Origin of the sequence: Oligella ureolytica DSM 18253 (genome assembly GCF_000373745.1) — a bacterium.
Classification (GTDB): domain Bacteria; phylum Pseudomonadota; class Gammaproteobacteria; order Burkholderiales; family Burkholderiaceae_B; genus Oligella; species Oligella ureolytica.
The window spans coordinates 50,349-76,028 of record NZ_KB892368.1 but is presented as its reverse complement, the minus strand read 5'-3'; the positions used below and the strand labels follow the sequence as shown (position 1 = coordinate 76,028).

Below are 25,680 nucleotides of genomic sequence, written 5' to 3'. Positions count from 1 at the left end.
AAAGGATCGTCACGAGTACGCCAGTGGCGTGGCTGCGATGACTTAGGCTGAAGTTGGTTATGATCAATGCGCCTTGCGCTGCGTTCAGAGATGCCTGCTTTAGCAGCGGCTTCTGCTTGAGTGTGTTTCTTTCTAAAATCCATATAACGCTTAACTTGTTGTTTAGTAATCTTACTACCAGACACAGCAAAACCCTCCGTTTTAACTGTGTCTGACCTTAGCAGATTAACCGGCCAACATAATTGTCGTCACGCCGGTCAAGTTAATTGTCGCTCTATACTTCCTCGTCGTTGCCCCAGATAGCCCGGGCTTTCTTTGATAAGGTCAATAAGGCAGCCGTTTCAGCTAAGGCCTTCTCCTTACGTCTTAATTCTTTTTCNAGCTGACGACTCTTTTTACGCTCAGCCGCTAAGACCGCTTTAGTCACCGGTCCTGCCTCCATATCGAAGGCTTCAATCTCAACCCGCCAAGCGTCCAACTGCTCAGGATAGATGCCATGCTCACGACAATAACTCGACCGCTCGGCCTCGTTCATACTGGCTGTTTGAATAATAGCGGCTAACTTCGCCTTGTTATCCCATTGGTCAGGGCGTGATTCTTTTGCAGGCACAACAAATCCTCTGGCTTGTAGCTGTTTTTTCCAACTATATAAAGTGGATACGTGAATACCACTTTCTCGGCTAATTTGAGCCACACGTTGGTTATTCGGTGGCATCATTTTTTTAACGATCTGCGCTTTAAATTCTGAACTGTAAGATGACATTGTAAGACACTAACCGCTCCCTCAATTACATGAAATATAAAAATCAGAAAATCAGACAACTAGTGTGACAGAGGGGGCATCTCTTTGTTAATTGAAATATTACAAAAGTCTTTTCTTTGACATAATTCAGTCATCAATATGTCATTTTATCCCGTTAGAATCTCCATAAATTTAGCATTGACTAAGTTGCTGTTTGCTTGTTTAGGACCGCTTATATAAGGCGTGAATTAGCAGATGGTTCCCTCGGCGGATGTATCTACGTGCAGTAATTTCTTATTTGGCAGTAAATTTAAAAATATCGTTTCTTTTTGGGAGAATGAAATGGCTGTTGCTATGTTTATGAAAATTGAAGGCGCTAATGGTGAGTCTAAAGACTCACAATACAAAGACTGGACTGATATCGAGTCTTTCTCTTGGGGCGCTACTCAACCTGGCTCTATGTCTACTGGTGGTGGCGGTGGTACTGGTAAAGCCAGCTTCAATGATTTACATATTTTTGCTCGTATTGACCGTGCTGCACCTGCTGTATTAAAGCATTGTGCTACTGGTAAGCACTTGGGCAAAATCGAGGTTGCTGTGTGTAAGGCTGGTGGTGAGCAAGTTGAGTATTCTCGCATCACTTTAGAAGATGTGTTGGTAACATCTGTTCAGTACACTGGTGACCAAGATGGTGACGCCATGATGGTTAGCTATGCTTTCCAAGCTGCTAAAGTTAAGCAGCAGTATTGGGAGCAAACAGATAAAGGCGGTAAAGGTGCTGACTCTGTTGTCGGCTATGATATTAAGCAAAACAAAGCAGTTGCTTAAGGTTTTAACTTGTAGTAGTTAAGCGTTGAAGTATCGGGCGCTAGGGTAGGCTATACCTTAGCGCTTTTGTTGTTTATTGAATTAGATTAATTAAATCATGGTTATTGAATATCAAGAGCGTAAAAAAACAGCCCTAGAGAGGCGCCAACATCAAGCAGCTAAAGACCGTTTACAGCCTGCTCTGTTTGATCGGTTAACCGATCATGAGCCTAAAAAAAATAAAGAAAAACGTGATGCGGTACAAGTGGATTATGAGGTGTTGCGAGCAGCGATACTTAGGGATTTGGCTTGGTTATTAAATACCGTTAATCTTGAATCAATTGTAGACTTAGATGGTTTGGATGAAGTCAAAAAATCATCGATAAATTTTGGTGTTTCTCCCTTAGCTGGGCGCCGTATGTCAGAGATTGACCATATTAATCTGCAGAACACTATCCGTGAAAGTATCATAAACTTTGAGCCCCGTTTGATGGCCGATACGTTGAGTGTGCAGTTTATTAATGAGGGCAATTATCTTGAACATCATAATGTATTGACCTTGATTATTAAAGGCATGATGTGGTGTAACCCCTATCCACGAGAGTTTTTATTACGGACAAACTTGGATTTAGAAAGTGGTCATATGGATATTAAACACGTTGAGGCTTAAGTCTAGTTTTGTTGTTTTGTTTGAAGTTCTTTCTTATAGTTCATGAATCGTTGAAAAGCATTGAAATTTCTTTTTAAAGCAAAATCACCCTGAGCCCTCGGAGTGGCTTAAAATGGTGGATGGGGATAATAGTTTTATTCCTTCTATGTTGCGACCTCTTTCATTGCAAGTTATTGCACCGATTTAATCGGTATAACTACAAAACGCTGCTTGCGAGGGTTGCACAAAGGCACTCAAAAATTAATAACGATAGTGCCTTCATGATTTTTATATAGGATCTTGAGTGTTAGAACAAAAAATTAATCAACAACAAACCACATCAGATAGTCAAACAGTAGAAGCAGAAAAAAAGAGCAAGCTCGATCAAGGGTTCGGGGTGTTTTTGACCTTATGGCCTTATTTATGGCGCTATCGTGGGCGCATGATTTTGGCGATTTTCTGTATGGTGATGGCAAAAGTCGCCTTAGTCTATACGCCGATTTTTCTAAAGAAAATAATTGATCAATTAGGTGTTGAAGCAACCTTGATGGTGTTACCAGTTGCTGCTTTAGTGGGTTATGGTGCTGCTAAATTGGGTAGTACCTTATTTAATGAAATGCGTGATCTGGTCTTTGCGCGAGTGATACAAAACTCAGTAAGACAAGTTAATCTGACGATTTTCCAACATCTGTTTAAACTTTCTTTGCGCTTTCATCTTGAGCGACAGACGGGGGCATTGAGTCGAGACTTAGACCGTGGCTCTAGAGCGATAACCATGTTGGTCCGTATACTGGTTTTTCGTATCTTACCTACGTTACTGGAGCTTTTCCTTATCATGGCAATCTTGCTGTGGAATTACGATGTCTGGTTTACCGTGGCGATAGCTGTGAATGTGGCCGTTTATATGACATTTACCTATGTGGTCACGTCCAAACGTATGCCGATGCGTCGTGCCATGAATCGTCTTGATAGTAGCGCTAACCATACTGCAATTGATGCCATTCTTAACTATGAGACGGTCAAATATTTTAATAATGAACAATATGAGTATGAGCAATATGACGCAGGCTTAGCCAAACATACAGATGCCATGGTCACTAACCAGTTTACCTTGAGTATTTTAAATGTAGGTCAGGGACTGATTATTACACTCGGTACCGTTATTTTATTATGGATGTCAGCTGCTCGTGTGGTTAGTGGTGATATGAGTGTCGGTGATATTGTCTTGATTACTGCCTATTTGACACAGCTTTTTATTCCTCTCGGTATGTTAGGTATGGTTTATAGTGAGTCGCAATATGCCTTGATTGATCTAGAGCGTATTCTAGCGATGCTGAAGCAGCCACAGGAAATTACGGATCGTCCGAGTGCCCTATCGATGGATAAAAGTAGGCCCTCAACCATTGAGTTTAAGCAGGTTGATTTTAGTTATGAGGCTGAACGGCAGATTCTTCATGATGTGTCATTTACTGTAGAAGCTGGGCAGACGGTAGCTGTGGTTGGGGAGTCCGGTGCGGGTAAGTCGACTTTGTCTCGTTTATTATTTCGATTTTATGATGTGGATTCAGGGGCGGTTTATATTAATAATGAAGATATTCGTGACTATGCTCAGGACAGCCTGAGAGAGGCAATTGGTGTGGTTCCACAAGATACGGTTTTATTTAACCATACAATTGCGCACAATATTGCTTATGGTAGAGTCGACGCGAGTCGTGAAGAGGTTGTTCAGGCGGCTAAAAGCGCCCGTCTGCATGATTTTATTAGTGCTTTACCTGAAGGCTATGATACGCAGGTAGGTGAGCGTGGTTTAAAGCTTTCCGGTGGTGAAAAGCAGCGTGTCGCCATTGCTCGAACCTTATTAAAGAACCCACCGATACTGATTCTGGATGAGGCCACTAGCGCACTTGATACGCGCACTGAAAAAGAGATTCAGGATGCCTTGAATGAGGTAATGAAAGATCGCACTACCTTAATTATTGCGCATCGTTTGTCAACGATTATGCATGCAGATCAAATCATTTTGATGCGCAATGGTCGTATAGCAGAGTACGGTACTCACCAAGAGCTCTTGGGCCAAGGAGGGCTCTACACGAAGATGTGGGAAGTACAATTTAGTGATGAGGAAGAGCATCACTAAGACCTAAGACTATGAAATCAGCTGTTTGTCCGAGTATTAATTCAGCTTCGCGTATATTGTAGTACACGTCCCTTATAAGGTGCCTTTTCCCCTGGGCTAAAGGGCACCGGTATCTCCTTTAGTTCAAAATCGAGTTTTTTCATAATACGGCTAAACTGATTTTTGTAGCCTCGACCAGGACAGCTCACTAGTACTTTACATTTATCCGCAGACATTTCTTTGATGGCGTTGCCGAGCATTTTAGGGTTGCCCGGATCATAGAGTACGTCACTGGCGATCATCAGCTCATATTTATCATGACTCAGAGGAGCTTCCCAATCCAGTTGGATAAAGGGAATTTCCTCTAAGTTATTTAATTTGCAGTTATGAGACAAAAAATTACGACTGACTGGGTGATAATCACTAGCCGTAATGTCAGCACCACGGTATTGAAGAACGAGGCTTGGCAAGGCCAAGCCGCAACCTAATTCAAGAATTCGTCGATCTTTCAAATCAATTTTTTTCATGGCTTTGGCAAGTACAGTACCTGCTGGCCAAAGCTGTCCAAATAAACTCCAACTCGCGTCACAAATACCTGCGCGTGCAGCAGCACCGTCAGGATCAGAGTATTGTGTCCTGTCCTTAAGTGCACAGAGTTTGCCTTCAAAGGCGCCTATTTTAAAGTCTAGTTTTCGAGTTTGAATATCATGCATTTCTGACTCCTTAATTATCGTTTGGCTATGCGTCAGCCTGCATTGATAGTTTTTATCTATATTTATCCTTTTAAGCTTAACACTTTTCTAGGTTAATTACAGAAATATTTTTAATTTCAATAACTTATATGTTTTGTGATGCTTTAAAAAACAGTATTTAAGACTATTTCAAGCTATTTTTTGAACCTAGTTTTGCGATCTAGTTATTAGTGATTAGAGCGACTAATTACAAAGATTCAGGGATTAGCTAATGAGGTCAATATCTTAAATTTAGCTAGATTGCTACAGTGAGATCATCATTAATGTAATGAGAAAGGAAAGCGAAGATGAGTCACTTTTTAGATCGTTTAAATTTCTTTTTTAAAAAAGAAGAAAGTTACTCCGATGGCCATGGCACGGTAAGTAATGAAAGTCGTGACTGGGAACAAGCTTATCGTAGCCGTTGGCAACACGATAAGGTGGTGCGTTCAACGCACGGGGTGAATTGTACTGGCTCCTGTAGCTGGAAGATTTTTGTGAAAAATGGCTTGATTACTTGGGAAATGCAGCAAACGGATTATCCACGCACTCGCCCAGATCTGCCTAATCATGAGCCTCGAGGCTGCCCTCGTGGCGCATCTTATAGTTGGTATGTGTATTCAGCGCAGCGTGTAAAGTATCCTATGTTGCGTGGGGCATTGGCCGAAATTTGGCGTGAAGAGCGCAAGACTAAGGATCCGATCAGTGCTTGGACTGCCATTACTAGCGATCCGGAGAAACTTAAAGCCTATAAATCACGCCGTGGTTTAGGTGGCATGGTTCGTTCAAATTGGGATGAGGTGTATGAACTGATTGCCGCGGCTAATGCACATACGGTAAAAAACTATGGTCCTGACCGTGTTATCGGTTTCTCACCGATTCCGGCAATGAGTATGGTGAGCTATGCCGCAGGAACGCGTTATTTGTCACTGATGGGTGGGGTACCTTTGTCCTTCTATGACTGGTACTGTGATTTGCCGCCGGCCAGCCCGCAAGTGTGGGGTGAGCAGACCGACGTAGCAGAAAGTGCTGACTGGTATAACTCAAACTATCTTCTTGTCTGGGGTTCTAACGTCCCGATGACTCGTACTCCGGATGCACACTTCTATACTGAAGTTCGCTATAAGGGGACCAAGACAGTAGCTATTTCTAGTGACTTTGGAGAAATGGCTAAATTCGGTGATATCTGGATGGCACCTAAACAAGGCACGGATGCTGCTCTTGGTATGGCCATGGGACATGTCATCTTAAAAGAATTCCATCTAGATAATCCTTCACCGTATTTCCAAGATTATTGTCGCCGATTGACTGATATGCCAGTTTTAGTGCGTCTGGTTAAAAATGGTGATAGTTATGAGCCAGAGTATTTCTTGAGAGCCTCTCATTTAGCTGGTGATGTCAGTGAACAGCAAAATAGTGAGTGGAAAACCCTAGTCATCGATGAAAATAGCGGTGAGTTAGTTGTACCTAATGGTTCTGTTGGTTTCCGTTGGGATGGTAGTAAACGTTGGAACTTAGAACAGCGTGCTGATAATACAGACTGTAAGGCTCAATTATCCCTGATTGATAGTCGTGATGAAGTTCTGGATGTTGCTTTCCCGTATTTTGATAAAGATCAGGATGAGCTGATTATTCACAAAGTGCCAGCCAAACGCATCGTAGATGCTGAGGGTAACGAATGTTTTGTAACTACAGTGTTTGACTTAACAGTTGCTAACTATGGAGTGGACCGTGGTTTAGGTGATGCAAATGCAGCAAAAGACTATCTTGATGATGCTCCGTATACTCCTAAGTGGCAAGAGAAAATTACCGGAGTAAATCCTCAAGATGTAATTCAGGTCGCTCGTGAGTTTGCTCAAAATGCGCATGACACCGAAGGTCGCAGTATGGTGATTGTTGGAGCTGGTCTAAATCACTGGTACCACATGGATATGTCGTATCGCAGCATTATCAATATGCTGATGATGTGTGGTTGTATCGGTAAGAGTGGTGGTGGTTGGTGTCACTATGTGGGTCAAGAAAAACTACGCCCGCAAAGTGGTTGGACGCCATTAGCCTTTGGTCTTGACTGGAATCGTCCGTCACGTCAAATGAACGGAACGTCTTTTTTCTACAATCATACAGGTCAATGGCGTCATGAAACATTAGGTGTTGATGAGATTGCAGCGCCTAATCAATTAGGCAAACTGGATAACATGAGCCTGATCGACTACAACGCCAAGGCAGAGCGCATGGGATGGTTGCCGACAGCACCTCAGCTAAGTACTAACCCATTAGATGTGGCGGATATGGTAGAAGCCTCGGGTCAGGATGCGTCTACCTTTGTTGCTGAGCAGTTGAAGTCTGGTAGTTTGGATATGTCTTGTAATGACCCGGATAACCCTCAAAACTTCCCTCGTAACCTCTTTGTCTGGCGTTCCAATTTATTAGGCTCTTCAGCCAAGGGGCATGAGTATTTCTTGAAGTACTTATTAGGTACTCAAAATGCGATTGATGAGGTTCATGCTGAAGGCTGTATTGAGCCAAAAGAGATTAAGGTGCGTCCTGCAGTTGAAGGCAAGCTTGATTTGTTAGTTACGCTTGATTTCAGAATGTCGACTACATGCCTGTACTCAGATGTGGTCTTACCGACAGCGACTTGGTATGAAAAAGATGATTTAAATACATCTGATATGCACCCCTTTATTCACCCATTATCTGAAGCGGTTAACCCTTTGTGGGAAAGTCGTACTGACTGGGAAATTTACAAAGGCTTAGCTAAAAAATTCTCTGAATTGGCACAGGACTATTTGGGTGTACGTAAGGATATAGTCTTAACACCCTTGATGCATGATACGCCGGAAGAGTTAGGTCAACCTTTTGATCCTAAAGACTGGAAGAAAGGTGAATGTGAGCCGATTCCGGGTAAAACTATGCCTAAAATCCACGTAGTAGAAAGAGATTTTGGGGCAATTTACGACAAGTTTACCAGCGTTGGACCTTTGCTTGAAAAGCTAGGTAACGGCGGCAAAGGCATGAATTGGGAAACAGCCAAAGAAGTTGAGTTACTTCGTAAGTTAAATAAAACCCGCGGTGGTGAGGGAGTAGCTAAGGATCAACCGCGATTAGAAACAGCGATAGATGCAGCTGAGATGATTCTAACCCTAGCACCTGAAACTAACGGTGAGGTAGCAGTAAGAGCTTGGGAAGCTTTGTCGCAGAGTACGGGACGAGATCATTCACATTTAGCCATCTCCAGTGAGCATACCAAAATTCGCTTTAGAGATATTCAGGCGCAGCCACGTAAGATTCTCACATCACCGATTTGGTCTGGTGTTGAGAGCGATGATGTTTGCTACAACGCAGGTTATACCAACGTTCATGAGTTAATTCCATGGCGCACTATCACAGGTCGTCAGCAGTTCTACCAAGACCATTTGTGGATGCGCGGTTTCGGCGAGCAACTTTGCGTGTATAAGCCGCCAATTGACTTGAAGACAACCGAGAAAGTGATTGGTAAGCATCACAATGGAAACAAAGAGATTGTTCTTAACTTCTTAACACCGCACCAAAAATGGGGGATTCACAGTACTTATTCGGATAATCTCCTTATGCTCACGCTCTCACGTGGTGGACCTCATGTGTGGTTGAGTGAGATTGATGCTAAAGCAGCAGGCATTGTGGATAACGACTGGATTGAAGTCTTTAACGTCAATGGCAACATTACAGCTCGCGCTGTAGTCAGCCAGCGGATTCCAGAAGGCATGACCATGATGTATCACGCTCAGGAGAAAATTATCAATGTGCCCGGTTCGGAAATTACCGGTAATCGTGGCGGTATTCATAACTCCGTAACCCGTGCAGTAACTAAACCAACTCATATGATTGGTGGTTATGCGCAGTTCTCTTATGGATTTAACTATTACGGAACGGTGGGGGCAAATCGCGATGAGTTTGTCGTCATTCGCAAAATGAATCGTGTGGACTGGCTTGATGAGCCAGCGGCTGTTTAGCTCTAAAAGGCTTTACAAATCACGAATCCATAGATATATGAATGAGGTAAAAAATGAGAATTAGAGCTCAAATAGGTATGGTCCTGAATTTGGACAAATGTATTGGTTGCCACACCTGTTCCATCACGTGTAAAAACATCTGGACTAGCCGAGATGGTATGGAATACGCTTGGTTTAATAACGTGGAAACCAAGCCGGGTATAGGTTTTCCTAAAGATTGGGAAAATCAGGATAAATGGAAGGGTGGATGGGTTCGAAAATCCAATGGCAAAATCGAACTTAAACAAGGTAATCGTTTAAAAGTGTTGGCAAATATTTTCTCAAACCCGAATATGCCAAAAATTGATGATTATTATGAACCCTTTACTTACGATTATGAGCATCTGCAAAATGCGCCTGCGATGAAAACATCGCCAGTAGCGCGTCCGGTGTCAGTTTTGACCGGCAAGAAGATGGAGAAAATCGAGCATGGCCCAAACTGGGAAGATGACCTAGCGGGGGAGTTTGAAAAACGCTCCAAAGATCAGCTGTTTGAAGGTATTCAAAAAGAGATTTATGGTGAGTTTGAGCGTACCTTTATGATGTACCTGCCGCGTCTTTGTGAGCACTGTCTGAATCCTTCCTGTGTTGCTTCTTGTCCTTCAGGCTCGATTTATAAGAGAGAGGAAGACGGTGTGGTCCTGATTGATCAGGATAAATGCCGAGGCTGGAGGATGTGTGTCTCAGGGTGTCCTTATAAGAAAATTTACTATAACTGGACCAGTGGTAAAGCTGAAAAATGTACGTTTTGCTATCCACGTATTGAGGCCGGTATGCCGACAGCTTGCTCCGAGTCTTGTGTAGGTCGTATTCGTTACTTGGGTGTGATGCTCTATGATGCGGATCGTATTGAAGAGGCAGCCAGTGTAGAGGACGAACAAGACCTTTATCAGGCTCAGTTAGATGTATTCCTCGACCCTAATGACCCAGAAGTGATTAAAAAAGCACTTGAGCAGGGCATTGACGAAGAGTGGATTAAGGCAGCTCAACGTTCACCAGTTTATAAAATGGCCATGGAGTGGAAAATTGCTTTCCCATTGCATCCAGAATACCGCACATTACCGATGGTCTGGTATGTTCCACCCTTATCCCCGATTCAGGGGGCCATGAATAAAGGCCAGATTAATAGAGATAGTAGCGGTATTTTGCCAAACCTCGATGAACTACGGATTCCAGTACGCTATCTGGCTAATCTCTTGACCGCAGGTAAAGTTGAGCCGATTGAGAAAGCGTTGAATACGATGATTGCCATGCGTCAGTTCAAGCGTGAAGAGACGGTTCATAAGCGGATCAATCACGAGATCCCTAAGTCTGTCGGATTAAGTCCTGAGCAGATTGAGGATATGTATCAATTGATGGCTATTGCCAACTATGAGGATCGCTTTGTGATTCCAACGAGTCACAAAGAACAGGCGAGTTATGCTTTTGATGATAAAGGCAGTTGTGGTTTCAGTTTTGGTAATGGTTGCTCAGACGGTGCCTCAGAGGGCTCGCTTTTTGGTAAACGTAAAACCTCACCGATTATCTTTCATGATCTTCGTTCGCAATTAAAAGAGCATCAGGTGCAACGAGCGAAAACTGAGAAGGAGTAAGTCATGCATCTTATATTTAAATTAGTGTCGATTTTACTGCGTTATCCTACCGCCGAGTTGAAGGCGAGTTTGCCCGAAATACGTCAGGCGGTGAGTGAGTTGCCTTTTTTAAAAGGCTATGAGTCTGAAATGGATTCCGTTTTAAGCTACTTAGAAGAGACTGATTTGCTGGAATTGCAGATGAATTATGTCAACGCCTTTGACTTAAACCGCTCCCAAGCGCTCTATTTGTTTGAGCATGTACATGGTGAGGACCGTGACCGTGGGGGCGCTATGGTCGATCTGGTCCAAGAGTATGAAAAGCACGGTCTAGTGATAGGGGCTAATGAATTACCCGATTATCTTCCACTCGTTTTGGAGTTTTTATCAGAGGTTGATAGCGAGGTAGCAAACGTTATTTTAAGTGATGCGGTGAGTGTGATTAATCATTTAGGCATAAAGCTCAAAAGTACTGATAATCCCTATGCCCCGCTATTTGATGTAATTGTAGATATCAGTCCGAGTGAACCTAAACCGCTCATTGAGCCGCCAGTACGTGACATGGATGAAGCGATGGAAATGTTTGGATCTAGTTATGACGGGGTTGAGCCTTTATTGACCCCAGGGCTGCCGTCAGCTTGTCATATCAGTGGTGAACAACCGATTAAATTTGTAGGAGCCTAGCATGAATACATTACATCAATTCTTTTTTGGTATTTATCCCTATATTGCACTGGCGATTTTCTTTTTAGGTAGCTTGATTCGCTTCGAGCGCGAGCAATATTCTTGGAAATCAGAAAGTAGTCAGTTACTTTACGAGGGTAATTTACGTTTAGGTAATAACCTTTTCCATGTGGGTATTTTGGGGATTTTCTTTGGCCATTTGATCGGGCTTTTAACGCCAATGTTTGTTTGGGAAGTGCTTGGTGTTAGCAATAGCTTTAAACAATTGGTTGCCGTAGTTGCTGGTGGAATCTTTGGTTTAATGACGCTGGCTGGTGTGCTAATTTTGCTCCGTCGTCGCTTGACTAATGACCGCCTTAATGCCAATACCACATGGCGCGATAAGTTGGTGTTGATCTGGATTTTATTGACTGTCTTGCTTGGTTTAAGCACGATTTTTGTCAGTGCAGGTCATATGGATGGTAATGAGATGGTGAAGCTGATGAAGTGGGCTCAGTATATTGTAACTTTTAGAGGTGGTGCTGCTAGCTTTATTCAGGATACCTCCATTATTTTCAAATTACATATGTTTATGGGCATGACACTCTTTGTTATCTTCCCATTTACTCGCCTAGTGCATGCATGGAGTGGTTTTGCTTCTGTGGGCTTTCTGGGTCGTAAACGTCAGATTGTACGCCGCTTTTAATTCTCCCTAGTTAAAAGTTGGTGTTAAAGGACTAGTCGTTTTTGATTAGTCCTTTTTTTGTTTAATTTTAAACGAAATGAATGAAGTGTGTGCTGCTTTTGTGCTCATAAAGATTAACCCGAAGTGATTAGAGCAGACTAATTATAAAGATTCAAAAATTAGCTAATGAGGTCAATATCTTAGATTTGGTGGGGTTGTTACAGTAATAACAGCTAGAAGTTTATGGTGGTTTTCTGAATATAATAAGTGATTTTTCAACAAAAATTTACTCGGAAAAATATCAGATAGTGGCTAAGTATTTGGATAAAACAAGTGCTTTTTCAGACTTGCTCAACAAGAAAAGGAAGCCAATTATGCTATTGAATCGTAATCAACTCTCGGATAGTTTTAAACGAAATTCAGTCCTAGCGAGTAGTACATTCGCATTTACCATGTGTTTTATGGTGTGGACTATGTTCTCGGTCATTGCTATACCCATTCGGGATGAATTGGGTCTCAATGAGTTCCAGTTTGGTCTCTTAACTGCGATGCCAGTGCTCTCAGGCTCTTTAATCCGGATTCCTTTAGGTATGATGACCGACCGATTTGGTGGTCGTAAGGTCTTTCTCTGGCTTCTCGGTCTTTCCATTGTGCCGATTTATTTTATTCAGTCTGTCAGTAATTATTATGCTTTGTTAGCTATCGGTTTAGTGATGGGGCTTGCCGGAGGTTCTTTCTCTGTGGGTACACCTTATGTCGCTAAGTGGTTTCCACCGCACCGTAAGGGCTTGGCAATGGGCATTTTTGGTGCCGGTAATATGGGTTCGTCAATTAATACTCTGATTGCACCATCAATTATTGCCATTGGTACATGGCATTTAGTACCCAAAGTGTATGCGGTCATGATGGCCATGACGTTTGTCGTTTTTTTGCTCTTTAGCTTTCATGATGAAAGCCATATTTCGCATGAAGGGGCTTCATTAAAAAACCAACTCAAATTACTGAAAGATCCGAAGGTGCTTTGCTATAGCCAATTGTATAGCGTGGTGTTTGGTGGTTATGTAGGATTGGCGCTGTGGTTGACTAGTTACTATCGCGCAGAGTTTGCCCTGCCTTTAACGGTAGCTGGTGTTCTAGCGGCCTGTTTTTCTATGCCAGGAGGAGTGTTGCGAGCTTTGGGAGGATGGTTGTCAGATAAGTTTGGTGCTTATAGAGTAACCGCGGCAGTTTTATGGATTTGTTTTATCAGCTTTTTTATCCTGTCTTATCCCAAAACAGATTTCATTATCGAAACGACGCGCGGTGATATCAGTTTGCATATCGCGCTGAATGTGTATGTCTTTACAACGATTTTATTCATCGTCGGAGTAGCGATGGCCGTTGGTAAAGCCTCAGTTTTTAAGTTTATTTCTGATGAATATGATGAAAATATCGGTGCTGTTTCAGGCATTGTAGGTTTAGCAGGCGGTCTTGGCGGCTTCTTATTACCCATCTTGTTTGGCTTTGCCCTAGATATGACAGGCATACGTTCTTCTTGCTTCATGCTTCTTTTTGGTACGACCTGTGTGTCACTGATTTATTTGGCTTGGTCACGCAAGACCTTAAATGAAGAGTAATAAGTAATTAATCAATTTTTTGACTCAATAATGAGGACATTATCATGAGATATGTATTAACCGACTGGCGTGTGGAAAGTCCTGAGTTTTGGGAAGATACCGGCAAAAAAATTGCTAATCGAAACCTCTCACTATCCATTTTCGCACTGGCGCTGGCCTTTATTGTGTGGCAGTTATGGAGTGTTACGGTCGTTTATCTTCCACAAGTAGGATTTGAATTGACGGCTAATCAGCAAGCCTGGCTTATTGGAGCGCCTGCTCTATCGGGTGCGACCTTGAGAATATTTTATTCATTTGTAGTACCTATTTTTGGTGGTCGTCGTTGGACCGCCATTTCAACTTTACTGTTGTTAATTCCGTCCCTAGGTTTAGGGATTGCCGTACAGAACCCAGAGACTAGTTACAGTACCTTATTAATTTTGGCGCTTTTCTGTGGTTTCGGTAGTGGTAACTTCAGTTCCAGTATGGCAAATATCAGTTATTTCTTTCCTAAGGATAAAAAGGGTACAGCCCTCGGACTTAACGCGGGTCTCGGAAATTTAGGTATTTCCATTATGCAGTTCTTAATCCCAGTGGTTGTCGGTTTCAGTATTTTTGGAGCGCTTGGTGGTGAAGGTCAACAAATAGTAACTAATGGCGCAACACAAACTATTTGGTTGCAAAATGCAGGCTTTGTTTGGGTGCCGTTTATTGTGTTATCCGGTCTATTAGCTTGGTTTGGTATGAATGATTTAAGCTTGATGAAGGCGAGTTTCAAAGATCAGCTAACAGCACTTAAAAGCAAACATAATTGGTATATGTGTTGGCTTTATTTAGGTACCTTTGGTTCATTTATTGGCTTTTCAGCAGCTTTTCCATTTTTACTGAGAAACCAATTTGCAGATCAAAATGCCTTGCATTTGGCGTTTTTCGGACCTCTTATTGGAGCTATCACTCGTCCTGTTGGCGGTTGGATCTCGGATAAATTAGGCGGCGCTCGCGTGACGCATTGGGTATTTATCGGTATGGTGATAGCGATTTGTGGGGTAATTGCTTCGTTACCGTCTGAAGGAACCTCCGGTAATTTTCTTGGTTTCTTTATAGCTTTTATGGTGCTTTTTGCTTTGAGTGGTATTGGCAACGGCTCAACCTTTATGCAGATTCCAATTATTTTTTCTAAAGTACATGGTTACCGTGCGGAAGCGGGGCTTATATCAAGAGAAGAAGCGGAAAAAACAGCAGCAAAAGAAGGTGCGACAGTGGTTGGTTTTAGTGCAGCAATCGCTGCTTATGGTGGTTTTTTTATTCCTAAAAGCTACGGTATGGCGCTAGAAATGACTGGAAGCATCAGTGCTGCCTTCATTGGGTTTATAATTTTCTATATTAGTTGTGTCTTATTAAACTATTGGTACTATGCGCGTAAAAATGCACGTTATAAGTGTTAAATTATGGAAAAAATTCCTTTCTCGGGATTACCACTGAGGAAAAAACTATCAACAAAGCTATTTGTTGTTACGACTATCTGGTGGATAAGTGCCCTTTTATCTCTCTTCTTTACCCTCTCACTGCTTTGGCAGCTTGAGGGGGCAGCGGCGGCGATTAATGATGCCGGTAGTTTGCGTATGCGGACTTACAAGTTGGCAATTCTTGATCATACTCATGATAAAGCGACAGTCTTAGCAGCAACGGATGATTTTAGTGAGGTTCTTAATCGACTGGTTGAGGGGGATCCCAAGCGTCCCTTGATGTTGCCCAAAGATAAAGAAATTACTGAGCAGGCTAACTTAATCCTCCAAATATGGAATGATCGTGTGCGAGCTGAGTTGGTTGAGGGTGAGAGGGGGGCTTTTGATTATGAGAAAGCGACGATTTTTATTAGTGAGATTGATGCTTTGGTGCAAATGGTTGAGAGAAGTAATGCTAATACACTGACTCGTCTTAATTTTCATCAATACTTTTTGATAGCCTTAGTTGTTGCAGGTTCAATTGTGATGCTGTATATATTGTGTCGTTTGATAATCCGACCACTGCAGCGACTGAATTATGCTTTTGCACATGCACAACAAGGTGATTTTTCGTATCAAGAAACCCTTAATCAGCGAGATGATGAGTTTGGTTTATTAAGTATTGGCTATAACAAAATGACCAAACGTTTGGAAGAGGTTCATCGTGGCTTGGAAGAAAACATAAAAGAAAAAACGCATGCTTTACAGATGCGGAATTCGGAGCTAGAGTCACTTTACCGCGTGACCTCTTTTTTGCATGATCAGTACGATATTAAAACGATTTGCCAGGGGTTTTTAGCTCAGGTCATGCCAATTATTAAGGCAGATGCTGGTGCCATTCGCCTGCTTGACTATAATGCCCAGGAGATGCAGCTAGTTGCTGAGATTAATTTATCCAATGACTTAAGAAGCTCTTTAAAGTGTGGACGCTTCGATGAGTGCTATTGTGGTCGTTTTGCAGTGACGGACTCTGCAGCAGAAGAAACAGCGATACAAAGTTTTTTACAAAGTGAGCCTCCTTGCTCAGTCGGTACATATAAATCACTGCATATTTTTCCGATTTTTTATGATAGGGAGAAAATAGGGATTATCACTTTTTTTAGCTATGATTCCCAAGAGCTGAATGTACCCAAAAAGCATTTGATTGAGTCATTAGCCAATCAGTTGGGTGTGGCGATCGGTGGGGTGCGACTACTCGAGAGAAGTAGTAGAATCGCGGTGCTAGAAGAACGCAATGTCTTGGCTCAAGGGCTTCATGATTCTATTGCCCAGACCTTGAACTTTCTTAATTTACAAGTGCAAATGCTTGAAAAAGCTTTTCATGCGGATAATAAAGCCGAAGCTAGTGAAAACTTGGCTTTTATCAAAGATGGACTTAAGGAAAGCTATGATAATGTACGTGAGTTGTTATTAAACTTCAGGACACCATTACGTTTAGAGTCCTTTTCTCATCACTTGGAAGAATTGATAAAGCGTTTTAGGCAGCAGACTAATATAGACGTAACGGCAATGGTTGAAGCGAGTAATATCCACCTGTCAGATAAGGAAAAGTTGGAGGTTGTATTAATCATTCAGGAAGCTCTTTCCAATATTCGTAAGCATGCCAATGCGACTAAGGTAGCTTTGCAAATATACACTGACGAAGAAAACTACATCATTAAAGTAGTGGATAATGGGCAAGGCTTTGAGAAAGATATTTTACGAGAAAAGTCTTTGGAGCATGCTGGATTATTAATTATGGAAGAGCGGGCGCAGAAAATCGGTGGACAGCTAAGTATCGAATCGCAACCTGACAAAGGGACAGAGCTCCGTTTAGTTATTCCCAGAATGGCCTAAGATAAAATAATATGAGCAACATAAATGGTTAAGATTTTATTGATTGATGATCATACACTTTTCAGGAGTGGCTTGAAGTCTTTGATTCAGCGCGAGGCTGAGTCTAGGTATGAAGTAGTGGCAGAGGCTGCTGATGGGCTTGAGGGAGTCAAGATGATGGCCAAGTATAGCCCCGATATTATTTTGCTTGACCTGTCAATGCCCGTGATGAATGGTAAGGAAACACTCCAGCAAATTATGAATATTAATCCGGAGCAAGTAGTTCTTATGCTGACTGTCTCTGAGGATGCTACTGATCTAACAGAGTGCATGCAGCTAGGCGCCAAAGGCTTTTTATTAAAAAATATTGAGGCGGATTTTTTGCTGGAATCTATTGATAAAGCCTTAAATGGTGATACCGTATTTTCTCCAGAGATGACTCAAAAACTTCTAAATCAGATTATCTCTACGAATGCTGCGCTTAAATCACCACAAGAGGATTCTCAGGAGCTCAATGCTAATCAGGTGAAGATCGATCAGCTAACAAATCGTGAGCGTGAAATCCTAGCCTATATTGCTGCAGGGGAAAGTAATAAGCAGATTGCTAGGAGTCTGGATGTTGCTGAAAATACTGTGAAAGTACATGTGCAAAATGTTTTAAAGAAACTCGAGGTAAATAGCCGAGTCCAGGCAGCGGTTATTGCTGTACAGTTTAACATTCAAGCTGATCATTAGTACCACTGCCACATCCGAAGTGGCACATTGTCATAGCTGAGTAATAGCATCAATCGAGAGTTTGTTTTTTCTCAAGGATGGTAAAGACAGCACTAGCATTAAAGATGTTTTTACCTTCAATGCTCAAGGCACATTGAGCAAAGATCAGGCGTCGACCGCGACGGTTGATAGCAACTCGTGCCTCTACCCAGTCTCCTTCGCGTCCAGCTGATAAAAATTCACTACTAAAACTGACGGTGGCAAAGGAAATGGGCTCGTCTGATTGTGCCAGGATTGCATCGCCCAAGGCATTATCCGCTATGGTCATAAAAAGACCGCCATGTGCCATACGGGCTTTATTAAGATGTTCATGACGTAGACGAAGTCCGAGTACTTCGTGTTTGCCGTTAGTATCCAGTTTCTCATAATAAGGACCAGTCAAATCCGAAAAAGGACTATCACGGTCTAATGCAATGAAACCTTCAGGAATGTTCTTATCGTTCATATTTAATCACTCTCTTAATATTCATTGTTAAATTTGATGCGTTCTAGTGTATTACGAATAATGAGTTAAGTATTTAGATATTGCATTTTTAGAGGACACTGAGAGACCAGATTTATAACTAAATCGTTTTATTTTAGAAATGTCTAATGAGTGACAATGTTGATCATTATTAAACTGTGATAATAATAGGCGTAATAGAATAATGGGTATTGGGACCAACCCTAGGTTCTTAATTTTTTAAATTCATTAAGAATGTAGGTGTGGATCGTATCATAAAGTCAAAAAATTACTGTGACAACTGGCTGTTATTTCTTGTTTGTCACGGTAATATCACTTAACAACTTTGTATCGTCAATGCTACAATCCTTTGTGCATGGCCTTCATGTTGAATGGTGTTTTGCTTTTGTTTGAAGTTTTTGGAGTCCGTTATGAGTCAAGCTCAATCTTCCGCTATCAAGGATCAAAATAATCTTCAACCAAGTGACAAAAAAGTTTCTGAATGGAAGCGTTTTTTATTAATGGGTTTTATAGTTTTACCCATTTTTACGCTTTTATTAATCTGTGCTTATGGTTTTGTTGTTTGGTTTGGTCAGGAGTTGTTCTGGGGGCCTCCGGGACCATGATAGTCAGTCTGTCGGTGCCCGCCCGGTGGGGAAAATGATCGGCTGGCCGTCACTTGTTTTATGATAATTTATTTTACGTCAGAGCAATTAGCTTCAATAAAGAGGTTGGACGATTGCTTTTATTCAATAAGTAATAATTAAAGGTATAAGCCATGAGAGCAATATTTCGTTGGATAGCGAATTTATTTCGTTGGATCTATGATTGGTTTACGCGTCCGGCTCGCCGTATTGGTTTGGGGCTGTTAGTCACCGGTGGCTTTATTGCCGGTGTTGGGTTCTGGGCAAGTTTTAACGCAGGTATGGACTATACTAACACCGAAGAATTCTGTGTTTCCTGTCATACGATGGGCGATAACCTGCTACCTGAGCTACAAAAGACAGTCCACTGGAAGAACCGCACAGGGGTTCGTGCTTACTGTATGGACTGTCACGTACCGCATGAGTTCACAGACAAGATCGCCCGCAAGATGCAGGCCTCACGTGAGGTGTTGAGTCACGTGGTGGGTACTATCGGTACACGTGAGAAGTTCTTAGAGCATCGTCTGGTGTTAGCGCAGCGTGAGTGGGCTCGTTTTAAAGCCAACAACTCCAAGGAGTGCCGTAACTGTCACGATTATGACAGCATGGACTTCGATAAGATGAAGGTGACGTCACAAATGATGATGCGCAGTGCGGCTGAGCGTAATGCCAGTTGCGTGGATTGTCACCGCGGGATTGCCCACGAGTTACCTGAAATTAAGGGTGCAGGCAACCCGGCATTCGCTTCCTTACTTTCTGAGGCGAGCCATGTCAACGCCAGTCCGGGCGGTTCTTATATTTCGGTTGCGCCACAAGCAATTTACTCGGATCAGGGTTTAAGCAATCAAATTGGTTCAATTGAGGTCAGTACACCGGTTAAAATCCTTGAAGCGACCGATAGTGCGCTCTTGGTTGAGTTGGATTTATGGCGCAAAAATAAGGGCTTAGCTCGAGTTTGGTACAACACGTTCGGTATGAACGTGACCAATGCGATTTTAAATCGTGATATTAACAAGGACTCAGAGTTCATTTCTGTTGTCGAATCGCGTATGGATGAAATGAGTGGCTTGGAGTGGCAAAAGGTCAGAGCGAGTGTCTGGATTGAACCGGGTCATTTATTGACCAGTGTTGAGCCAATTTGGGATATTGCACGTCATAGTTATGATAATGCTTGTAGTGTGTGTCACCGTCAACCTCAACCTGCATCCCATGATGCTAACCAGTGGCCTGGTCTGTTTGCGGGTATGGTTGGTTTCACCAATATGGATGATGATACTGCAGATATTGTGCTCAAGTATTTACAGCTGAACTCATCTGACTTTGCGACTGCAAGTGAGACAGGGTTAGAAAGTACTATTCAATCTGCACGTCCTTAAGATTTTGGAGAGATATTTATGCATACACGTCGTCAATTTCTAAAGGGGATGGCCGCATCAGCCGGTGTTGCCACTGTCCCCAGCTTCTTACTCGGTTCCGGTATTGTTAAAGCCCAAGAAGCTACGACAACGTCATCGCCGGAGTTAGGACGTTGGCGCTTTTCAGGCGCGCATTGGGGTGCATTTCGTGCCCGCGTTGTGGCTGACCGAGTGGTAGAAATTAAGCCCTTTGAGTTTGATAAAAACCCGACACCTATTTTAGACGGTACCTTAGATGTGATTTACAGTGCCTCTCGTGTGCGCTATCCCATGGTGCGTTTGGATTGGTATCGCAAGCGCCAGCACAGTGATCGTTCACAACGTGGCGATAATCGCTTCATTCGTGTGAGCTGGGACGAGGCCTTAGATCTTCTGTACGAAGAGTTAGAGCGTATCCAAAAGGATTACGGACCTTGGGCGCTACACATTGCCAACGTCGGCTGGCGCTCGGTTGGTCAGGTGCATAGCTGCGGTAACCACATGTTGCGCGGTGTCGGTATGCACGGTAATGGCGTAGGTACGGCTGGTGACTATTCAACCGGTGCCGGTCAGATGATTATGCCGTATATCTTGGGTTCGACCGAGGTTTATTCTCAAGGTACGTCGTGGGATATTATTCTACAAGAGACAGATACCATTATTCTCTGGGCTAATGACCCCATCAAAAACCTCCAAGTAGGCTGGAACACCGAGACGCACGAGGCCTTTGCCTATCTTGAAAAGCTCAAGGATAAAGTAGCCGCCGGCGAGATTAAGGTGATTTCGATTGACCCGGTCAAGAGTAAAACTCAAAACTACTTAGGCTCTGATCAGCTTTACGTTAATCCGATGACTGACGTAGCACTTATGCTGGCGATTGCCCATACGCTCTTTACCGAAGAACTGTATGATCGCGAGTTTATTGATACCTATGCGATGGGCTTTGATGACTTTACGCCGTACCTGATGGGTAAAACCATTGATATGGTTGAAAAAACACCTGAGTGGGCTGCGGAAATTTGCGGTGTAGCGGCAGACGATATTCGCGAGTTGGCACGTCTGATGGCGGCCGGTCGCACGCAATTGATGCTTGGTTGGGCTATTCAGCGTCAACAGCACGGTGAGCAGCCGTATTGGATGGGTGCGATTCTTGCCTCTATGCTGGGTCAGATTGGTCTACCGGGTGGCGGTATCAGTTATTCACACCACTATAGTTCAGTGGGTGTTAACTCGAGCGGCGCTTCCATGCCGGGCAGCTTCCCGCTTAACTTAGATACCGGTCGTACGCCTAAGCACAATAATAATGATTATAAGGGCTATAGTTCGGTGATTCCGGTCGCACGGGTAGTTGATGCCTTATTAGAGCCCGGTAAGAAAATTAATTTCAACGGTACCGAGGTTACCTTACCACCTTATAAAATGGCGGTTTTCTCCGGTAGTAACCAGTGGCATCGTCACCAAGACCGTAACCGCATGAAACGCGCTTATTTAGAGCTCGAAACCGTCTTGTCGGTTGACTATAACTGGACTGCTACGTGTCGCTTCGCTGATATTGTGTTGCCTGCGTGTACGCCGTATGAGCGTAACGACCTTGATGCCTATGGTTCGTATTCAAACCGTGGTGTCATTGCCATGCATAAGTTGGTGGATCCTTTGTACCACTCACGTTCCGACTTTGATATTTGGCGTAACTTTGCCCGTCGTATGAACCGTGATATCGAATACAGCCGCAATATGGACGAGATGCAGTGGGTTCGCTTCCTGTACGAAGAGTGTCGCGCAGAAAATGCCCGCAAGGACATCCCTATGCCGCCGTTTGAGGAGTTCTGGGAAACCGGCTATGTGCTGTTCCCGGAGGGGCCAAACTGGGTACGTCATGCCGACTTTCGTGAAGACCCCGAGGTTAATGCCTTAGGTACACCGTCAGGCTATATTGAGATTTTCAGTCGACGCATTGCCAGCTATGGTTACGACGACTGCCCGGGCCATCCGATTTGGATGGAAAAGGCAGAGCGTTCACACGGTGGTCCGGGCTCTGACAAGTATCCTCTGTGGTTACAGTCGGTGCACCCCGATACGCGCCTGCACTCGCAGACGTGTGAGTCAGAGACTCGTCGTGCAGTTTATACTGTTCAGGGTCGTGAGCCTATTTATATGGGACCTGAAGACGCCATGATGCGAGGACTCAAATCCGGTGACTTGGTGCGTGTGTTCAATGACCGTGGCCAGTTATTAGCCGGCTTGGTGGTGTCTCCAAACTTCCCTAAAGGCGTTGTACGCATCCAAGAGGGTGCTTGGTATGGTCCAACCGGACCGGAAATCGGTGCCTTAGATACCTATGGCGACCCCAACACGGTCACGCTTGATGTCGGTACGTCTCAGTTAGCTCAGGGACCGAGTGCCAATACGTGCTTGGTTGAGGTAGAGTTCTTCCGTGGTGAAGCGCCGGCAGTGACTTCCTTTGGTGGTCCTATTGAAGTCGATATCGACGGCAATCCGATTCAACCGGTGCCTGATGACGAGGAAGAGGAAGAAGTGCAAGCTTCTTAATCACGATGCCTCTCTTAGTTTATGACTAAGGCATAGCGGTGCTATTACCATCAAAAAGGCTGGCCGGACGGCGCAGCCTTTTTGTCTCTAAATTAATATATCAATCACTGAGTAGATGATGGATCAAGAGTTACAACAAAACTGGAACAAAATTAACCAGCAACGAGCCGCTTTTTACGGTTGGTTTGCCGGTGCTTTTTCGACAGAATTATCAAAGCAGGCGTTTGAGTTTTACAGTGACGGCAGTTTGGATTCTCTGCTTGACGTACTGAAGCAGCTTGGCTTTGAGACCGAGGTAGAGCGACTGCAAGCGTTTACTTCTTCCTTAAAAGGCACAGAGGATGAGCGTATCAATCTCATGGCTGATTTCGCTTCCTGCTTTTTATTGGATAGCCGTCAGTCAGCCTTACCCTACGCTTCTTATTATTTGGAAGAAAGTAAGTTGCTTTATGGTGAGGCAACCACACGTATGCGTGAGTTTTTGCAAGGCAATCAATTGCAATTGCATGAGGATTTCAGGGAGCCGGCCGATCACTTAGTGGTGTATTTGGCGGTGATGGCGGATTGGTGTACCGAAGTTGCTAATCTGACGGAGCCGGTTGAAATTCAACGTCAAATCGCTGAACAGCACGAGTTCCTCACCGAGGCATTACTGCCCTGGTTAGAAGGCTGGGCAAAGCGATTAGATGCAGTGCCGAACCTTAGCTTTACTTTCTATCCGGCGATGGGTCAGCTGTTATTAAGCTATGTCCAAACCGATGCTGAAGCCATGTTGGATGGTCAGGATGACGGTGCGTCTGCTAAAACGGTCGACGAGGTTGTGCGCAAATCGGTCGACGGTAATCATACCCTGCACTAAGTAGATAAGCGTGTCTGCCGTGTTATTACATGCCCAAAATCTATGCCTGAGCCGTCGTGATCGACAGCTTTTTACAAACCTCAGTTTTGAAATACAGAGGGGCGAACTTTGGCATTTGCGCGGTGATAATGGCAGTGGCAAAAGCTCGCTCTTGGATTTGTTGGTCGGTTTAAACAGTGCAGATGAGGGGGTGGTACGATGGTTTTGTGATATGCCAAAGGCCTCCGCACTCAAACCGACTGAAGCGGCAGCGCAACGCCTTGTCCATTATTGTCGTCAACAAAATGCGGTGAATCCGCGTTTGACGATCAGAGAAAATCTTCAACGGCAAGCCTTGTGGGCCAAGGCTAAACTGACCGGTGCTGCGATTGAGGCGTGGGCCGATGAGGTGGCTTTATTGTCGTTATTAGATGAGCCGGCAGGATTGCTTTCTCAGGGCCAGCAAAAGCAGATAGCCTTAGCGCGTTTGCGTCTTTTTGATGCCCGTAGCGTGTGGTTCTTAGATGAGCCGTTCAGCTCCTTAGACCGCACCGCGGTTGAGCGTCTTGAGTCGTGGATTGAAGCGCAGATTGCGGCTCAGGGAGCGGTGATTATGGTCAGTCATACCGATCAATGCCGAGAGTTGGCCGTGCGTTCACTGTATTTATCAGATACTGTCAGCCCTCAGCTTGGGAGCGAGTAGCCTATGTTGTGGTCCTTAGTTAGTCGTGAAGTGCAATTAATACTCAAAAATCGTTCAGCGATCTATCGCGCGGTGTTTTTCTTGTTATTGGTTGCGGCTTTATTTCCGTTGGCGATCAGTGGGGATCCAGTGTTTTTGCGACAAATCGGTCTTGGGGTGATGATGATCGCCGCCTTATTGGCTAATTTACTATCACTTTCGTTGATTTTTGAGGACGATTTTCAGGATGGTAGTCTTGCCCAAATGCTGCTATCACCGGTGGATGCGCTGTATCTGATTTATAGCAAGATGCTGGCGCATTGGCTATGTATTTGCTTGCCCTTACTGTTTGGGGCGTTGTTGCTGGCGGTGCAATATCATTTTGATCTCGCTCAAATTGTGCAAATTCTACCGCTGTTGTTTTGTTTTACATTAATTTTAACGGCTGTGGGTACCTTGGCAGCGGCGCTAACCGTGGGACTGTCCCAAAGCTTATTGCCGGCTTTGCTGTATATTCCCTTGTGTGTGCCGGCCTTGATTTTTTCGGCAGGTGCCTTAGATGAGCATAATCATTTTGTTCACTTGCAGCTGTTAATTGCATTAGCTTTATTTTCGTGGGCATTTTTTCCATTAGCGTCACGCTTTGCTATTAAAACAACCTATGAGTAATCAGATGAGTTCTTCAGATCAAGCGCAGAAAAAGCCATTGTCTTGGCGTCGCTTTGCCAGTCCTTTGTATTTTCAGCACGTTGCCAAGCGTGGCTCGATCATTGCGCTGATCATTGCAGCGGTATTGGGCGTGATTGGTTGTGTTTACGGCTTTTTATATGCTCCGGTCGATGGGGTGCAGGGTAATAGCTACCGCATTATGTTTTTGCATGTGCCGAGTAGTTGGATGGCCATGATTATCTATATGGCCATGGCGTTTTGGTCGCTGGTTTATTTGGTTTGGCGTACCCACACGTCGATTTTGATGGTGCGAGCGATGGTGCCTACCGGAGCGATGATGTGTCTGCTGTCGTTAGTCAGTGGGGCCATCTGGGGTAAGCCGACGTGGGGTACTTTTTGGGTCTGGGACGCTCGCTTGACCTCCATGTTGCTCTTGCTGTTTCTTTATTTAGGCCTCATTGCTTTATTACAAAGTATTCGTAGTGAGCAACGAGCGAACTTAGTGGCCGCTTTGTGGTCTATTGTAGGTGCAGTCAATGTACCGATTATTTATTTTTCGGTCATTTGGTGGAACACCTTACATCAGGGGGCGAGTATCAGTATGAGTCGCGGTATCTCGATTCATCCCGCGATGTTCTACGCGTTGTTGTTTATGACCTTTGCTGCCTGGGCGTATGCAATTGCAGTGATTTTAAAACGCGCGCGTTGGCTGTTACTCAATAAATACGCACATAGTGAGTGGGCACAGCAATTAGTGCTTACTGAGGAGGATTGATC

The 25,680-nt window shown here is 43.8% G+C and carries 21 protein-coding genes and 1 pseudogene; 18 read left to right on the top strand and 4 right to left on the bottom strand.

Features of this window, described 5'->3' with window-relative positions:
* Together B092_RS15290 and B092_RS0113325 are read right to left on the bottom strand one after the other, a co-directional pair.
* A pseudogene (locus B092_RS15290) lies at positions 1-185 on the bottom strand (IS21 family transposase); the annotation flags it as partial.
* An 89-nt stretch (positions 186-274) separates the two neighbouring features.
* Positions 275-763, bottom strand: a complete 489-nt coding sequence (locus B092_RS0113325; RefSeq protein ID WP_018575717.1) for a transposase — start codon at positions 761-763, stop codon at positions 275-277.
* 321 nt (positions 764-1,084) lie between these two features.
* On the opposite strand from B092_RS0113325, the gene B092_RS0113320 reads away from it, so the two are divergent.
* The 3 genes from B092_RS0113320 (at position 1,085) to B092_RS0113310 (ending at position 4,335) form a co-directional block, all read left to right on the top strand.
* A complete protein-coding gene (locus tag B092_RS0113320; RefSeq protein WP_026253793.1) occupies positions 1,085-1,570 on the top strand; it encodes an Hcp family type VI secretion system effector in 486 nt (161 codons plus the stop codon).
* A gap of 97 nt (positions 1,571-1,667) precedes the next feature.
* Complete coding sequence (tssE, locus tag B092_RS0113315; RefSeq protein ID WP_018575715.1) at positions 1,668-2,219, top strand: type VI secretion system baseplate subunit TssE; 552 nt, start codon at positions 1,668-1,670, stop codon at positions 2,217-2,219.
* Positions 2,220-2,502: 283 nt separating this feature from the next.
* Entirely contained in the window at positions 2,503-4,335 is a 1,833-nt protein-coding gene (locus B092_RS0113310; RefSeq protein ID WP_018575714.1) for an ABCB family ABC transporter ATP-binding protein/permease, read from the top strand.
* A gap of 41 nt (positions 4,336-4,376) precedes the next feature.
* On the opposite strand, the gene B092_RS0113305 is transcribed toward B092_RS0113310, so the two are convergent.
* Positions 4,377-5,027, bottom strand: coding sequence for a class I SAM-dependent methyltransferase (locus B092_RS0113305; RefSeq protein WP_018575713.1), 651 nt, complete (start codon positions 5,025-5,027; stop codon positions 4,377-4,379).
* Between the two features lie 326 nt (positions 5,028-5,353).
* Here B092_RS0113305 and B092_RS0113300 point away from each other — a divergent pair, with 326 nt between their 5' ends.
* The 8 genes from B092_RS0113300 to B092_RS0113265 all read left to right on the top strand — a co-directional run bounded on the left by B092_RS0113300 (position 5,354) and on the right by B092_RS0113265 (position 17,645).
* Positions 5,354-9,037, top strand: a complete 3,684-nt coding sequence (locus B092_RS0113300) for a nitrate reductase subunit alpha (RefSeq protein ID WP_018575712.1) — start codon at positions 5,354-5,356, stop codon at positions 9,035-9,037.
* Between the two features lie 53 nt (positions 9,038-9,090).
* Positions 9,091-10,668, top strand: coding sequence for a nitrate reductase subunit beta (gene narH, locus B092_RS0113295; RefSeq protein WP_026253791.1), 1,578 nt, complete (start codon positions 9,091-9,093; stop codon positions 10,666-10,668).
* 3 nt (positions 10,669-10,671) lie between these two features.
* Positions 10,672-11,331: a nitrate reductase molybdenum cofactor assembly chaperone gene (gene narJ, locus B092_RS0113290; protein WP_018575710.1), complete on the top strand. Its 660-nt coding sequence runs from the start codon at positions 10,672-10,674 to the stop codon at positions 11,329-11,331.
* Position 11,332: 1 nt separating this feature from the next.
* Positions 11,333-12,016, top strand: a complete 684-nt coding sequence (gene narI / locus B092_RS0113285; RefSeq protein ID WP_018575709.1) for a respiratory nitrate reductase subunit gamma — start codon at positions 11,333-11,335, stop codon at positions 12,014-12,016.
* 353 nt (positions 12,017-12,369) lie between these two features.
* Positions 12,370-13,611, top strand: a complete 1,242-nt coding sequence (locus B092_RS0113280; protein WP_083907569.1) for an MFS transporter — start codon at positions 12,370-12,372, stop codon at positions 13,609-13,611.
* Between the two features lie 44 nt (positions 13,612-13,655).
* The gene (locus B092_RS0113275) at positions 13,656-15,035 is read left to right on the top strand and encodes a NarK family nitrate/nitrite MFS transporter (protein ID WP_018575707.1); all 1,380 of its coding nucleotides are present in this window, start codon (positions 13,656-13,658) and stop codon (positions 15,033-15,035) included.
* A gap of 3 nt (positions 15,036-15,038) precedes the next feature.
* The gene (locus tag B092_RS0113270) at positions 15,039-16,931 is read left to right on the top strand and encodes a type IV pili methyl-accepting chemotaxis transducer N-terminal domain-containing protein (RefSeq protein ID WP_018575706.1); all 1,893 of its coding nucleotides are present in this window, start codon (positions 15,039-15,041) and stop codon (positions 16,929-16,931) included.
* A gap of 24 nt (positions 16,932-16,955) precedes the next feature.
* The gene (locus tag B092_RS0113265) at positions 16,956-17,645 is read left to right on the top strand and encodes a response regulator (protein ID WP_018575705.1); all 690 of its coding nucleotides are present in this window, start codon (positions 16,956-16,958) and stop codon (positions 17,643-17,645) included.
* Between the two features lie 49 nt (positions 17,646-17,694).
* On the opposite strand, the gene B092_RS0113260 is transcribed toward B092_RS0113265, so the two are convergent.
* Complete coding sequence (locus B092_RS0113260; RefSeq protein ID WP_018575704.1) at positions 17,695-18,129, bottom strand: PaaI family thioesterase; 435 nt, start codon at positions 18,127-18,129, stop codon at positions 17,695-17,697.
* Positions 18,130-18,557: 428 nt separating this feature from the next.
* On the opposite strand from B092_RS0113260, the gene B092_RS14570 reads away from it, so the two are divergent.
* From B092_RS14570 to ccmC, 7 genes are all read left to right on the top strand, one after another.
* On the top strand, positions 18,558-18,752 hold the full coding sequence (locus B092_RS14570; RefSeq protein ID WP_018575703.1) for a periplasmic nitrate reductase, NapE protein: 195 nt from the start codon (positions 18,558-18,560) through the stop codon (positions 18,750-18,752).
* Between the two features lie 152 nt (positions 18,753-18,904).
* Entirely contained in the window at positions 18,905-20,146 is a 1,242-nt protein-coding gene (torC, locus tag B092_RS0113250; RefSeq protein WP_018575702.1) for a pentaheme c-type cytochrome TorC, read from the top strand.
* An 18-nt stretch (positions 20,147-20,164) separates the two neighbouring features.
* Positions 20,165-22,714 (top strand): trimethylamine-N-oxide reductase TorA, encoded by a 2,550-nt coding sequence (gene torA / locus B092_RS0113245; protein WP_018575701.1) that lies wholly within the window; start codon positions 20,165-20,167, stop codon positions 22,712-22,714.
* Positions 22,715-22,829: 115 nt separating this feature from the next.
* Positions 22,830-23,573 (top strand): molecular chaperone TorD, encoded by a 744-nt coding sequence (torD, locus tag B092_RS0113240; RefSeq protein WP_232244291.1) that lies wholly within the window; start codon positions 22,830-22,832, stop codon positions 23,571-23,573.
* Between the two features lie 10 nt (positions 23,574-23,583).
* Positions 23,584-24,255: a heme ABC exporter ATP-binding protein CcmA gene (gene ccmA, locus B092_RS0113235; protein WP_160115312.1), complete on the top strand. Its 672-nt coding sequence runs from the start codon at positions 23,584-23,586 to the stop codon at positions 24,253-24,255.
* Positions 24,256-24,258: 3 nt separating this feature from the next.
* Positions 24,259-24,903, top strand: a complete 645-nt coding sequence (locus B092_RS0113230; protein ID WP_018575698.1) for a heme exporter protein CcmB — start codon at positions 24,259-24,261, stop codon at positions 24,901-24,903.
* A gap of 4 nt (positions 24,904-24,907) precedes the next feature.
* Entirely contained in the window at positions 24,908-25,678 is a 771-nt protein-coding gene (gene ccmC, locus B092_RS0113225; RefSeq protein ID WP_018575697.1) for a heme ABC transporter permease CcmC, read from the top strand.
* The last annotated feature ends 2 nt before the right edge of the window (positions 25,679-25,680 follow it).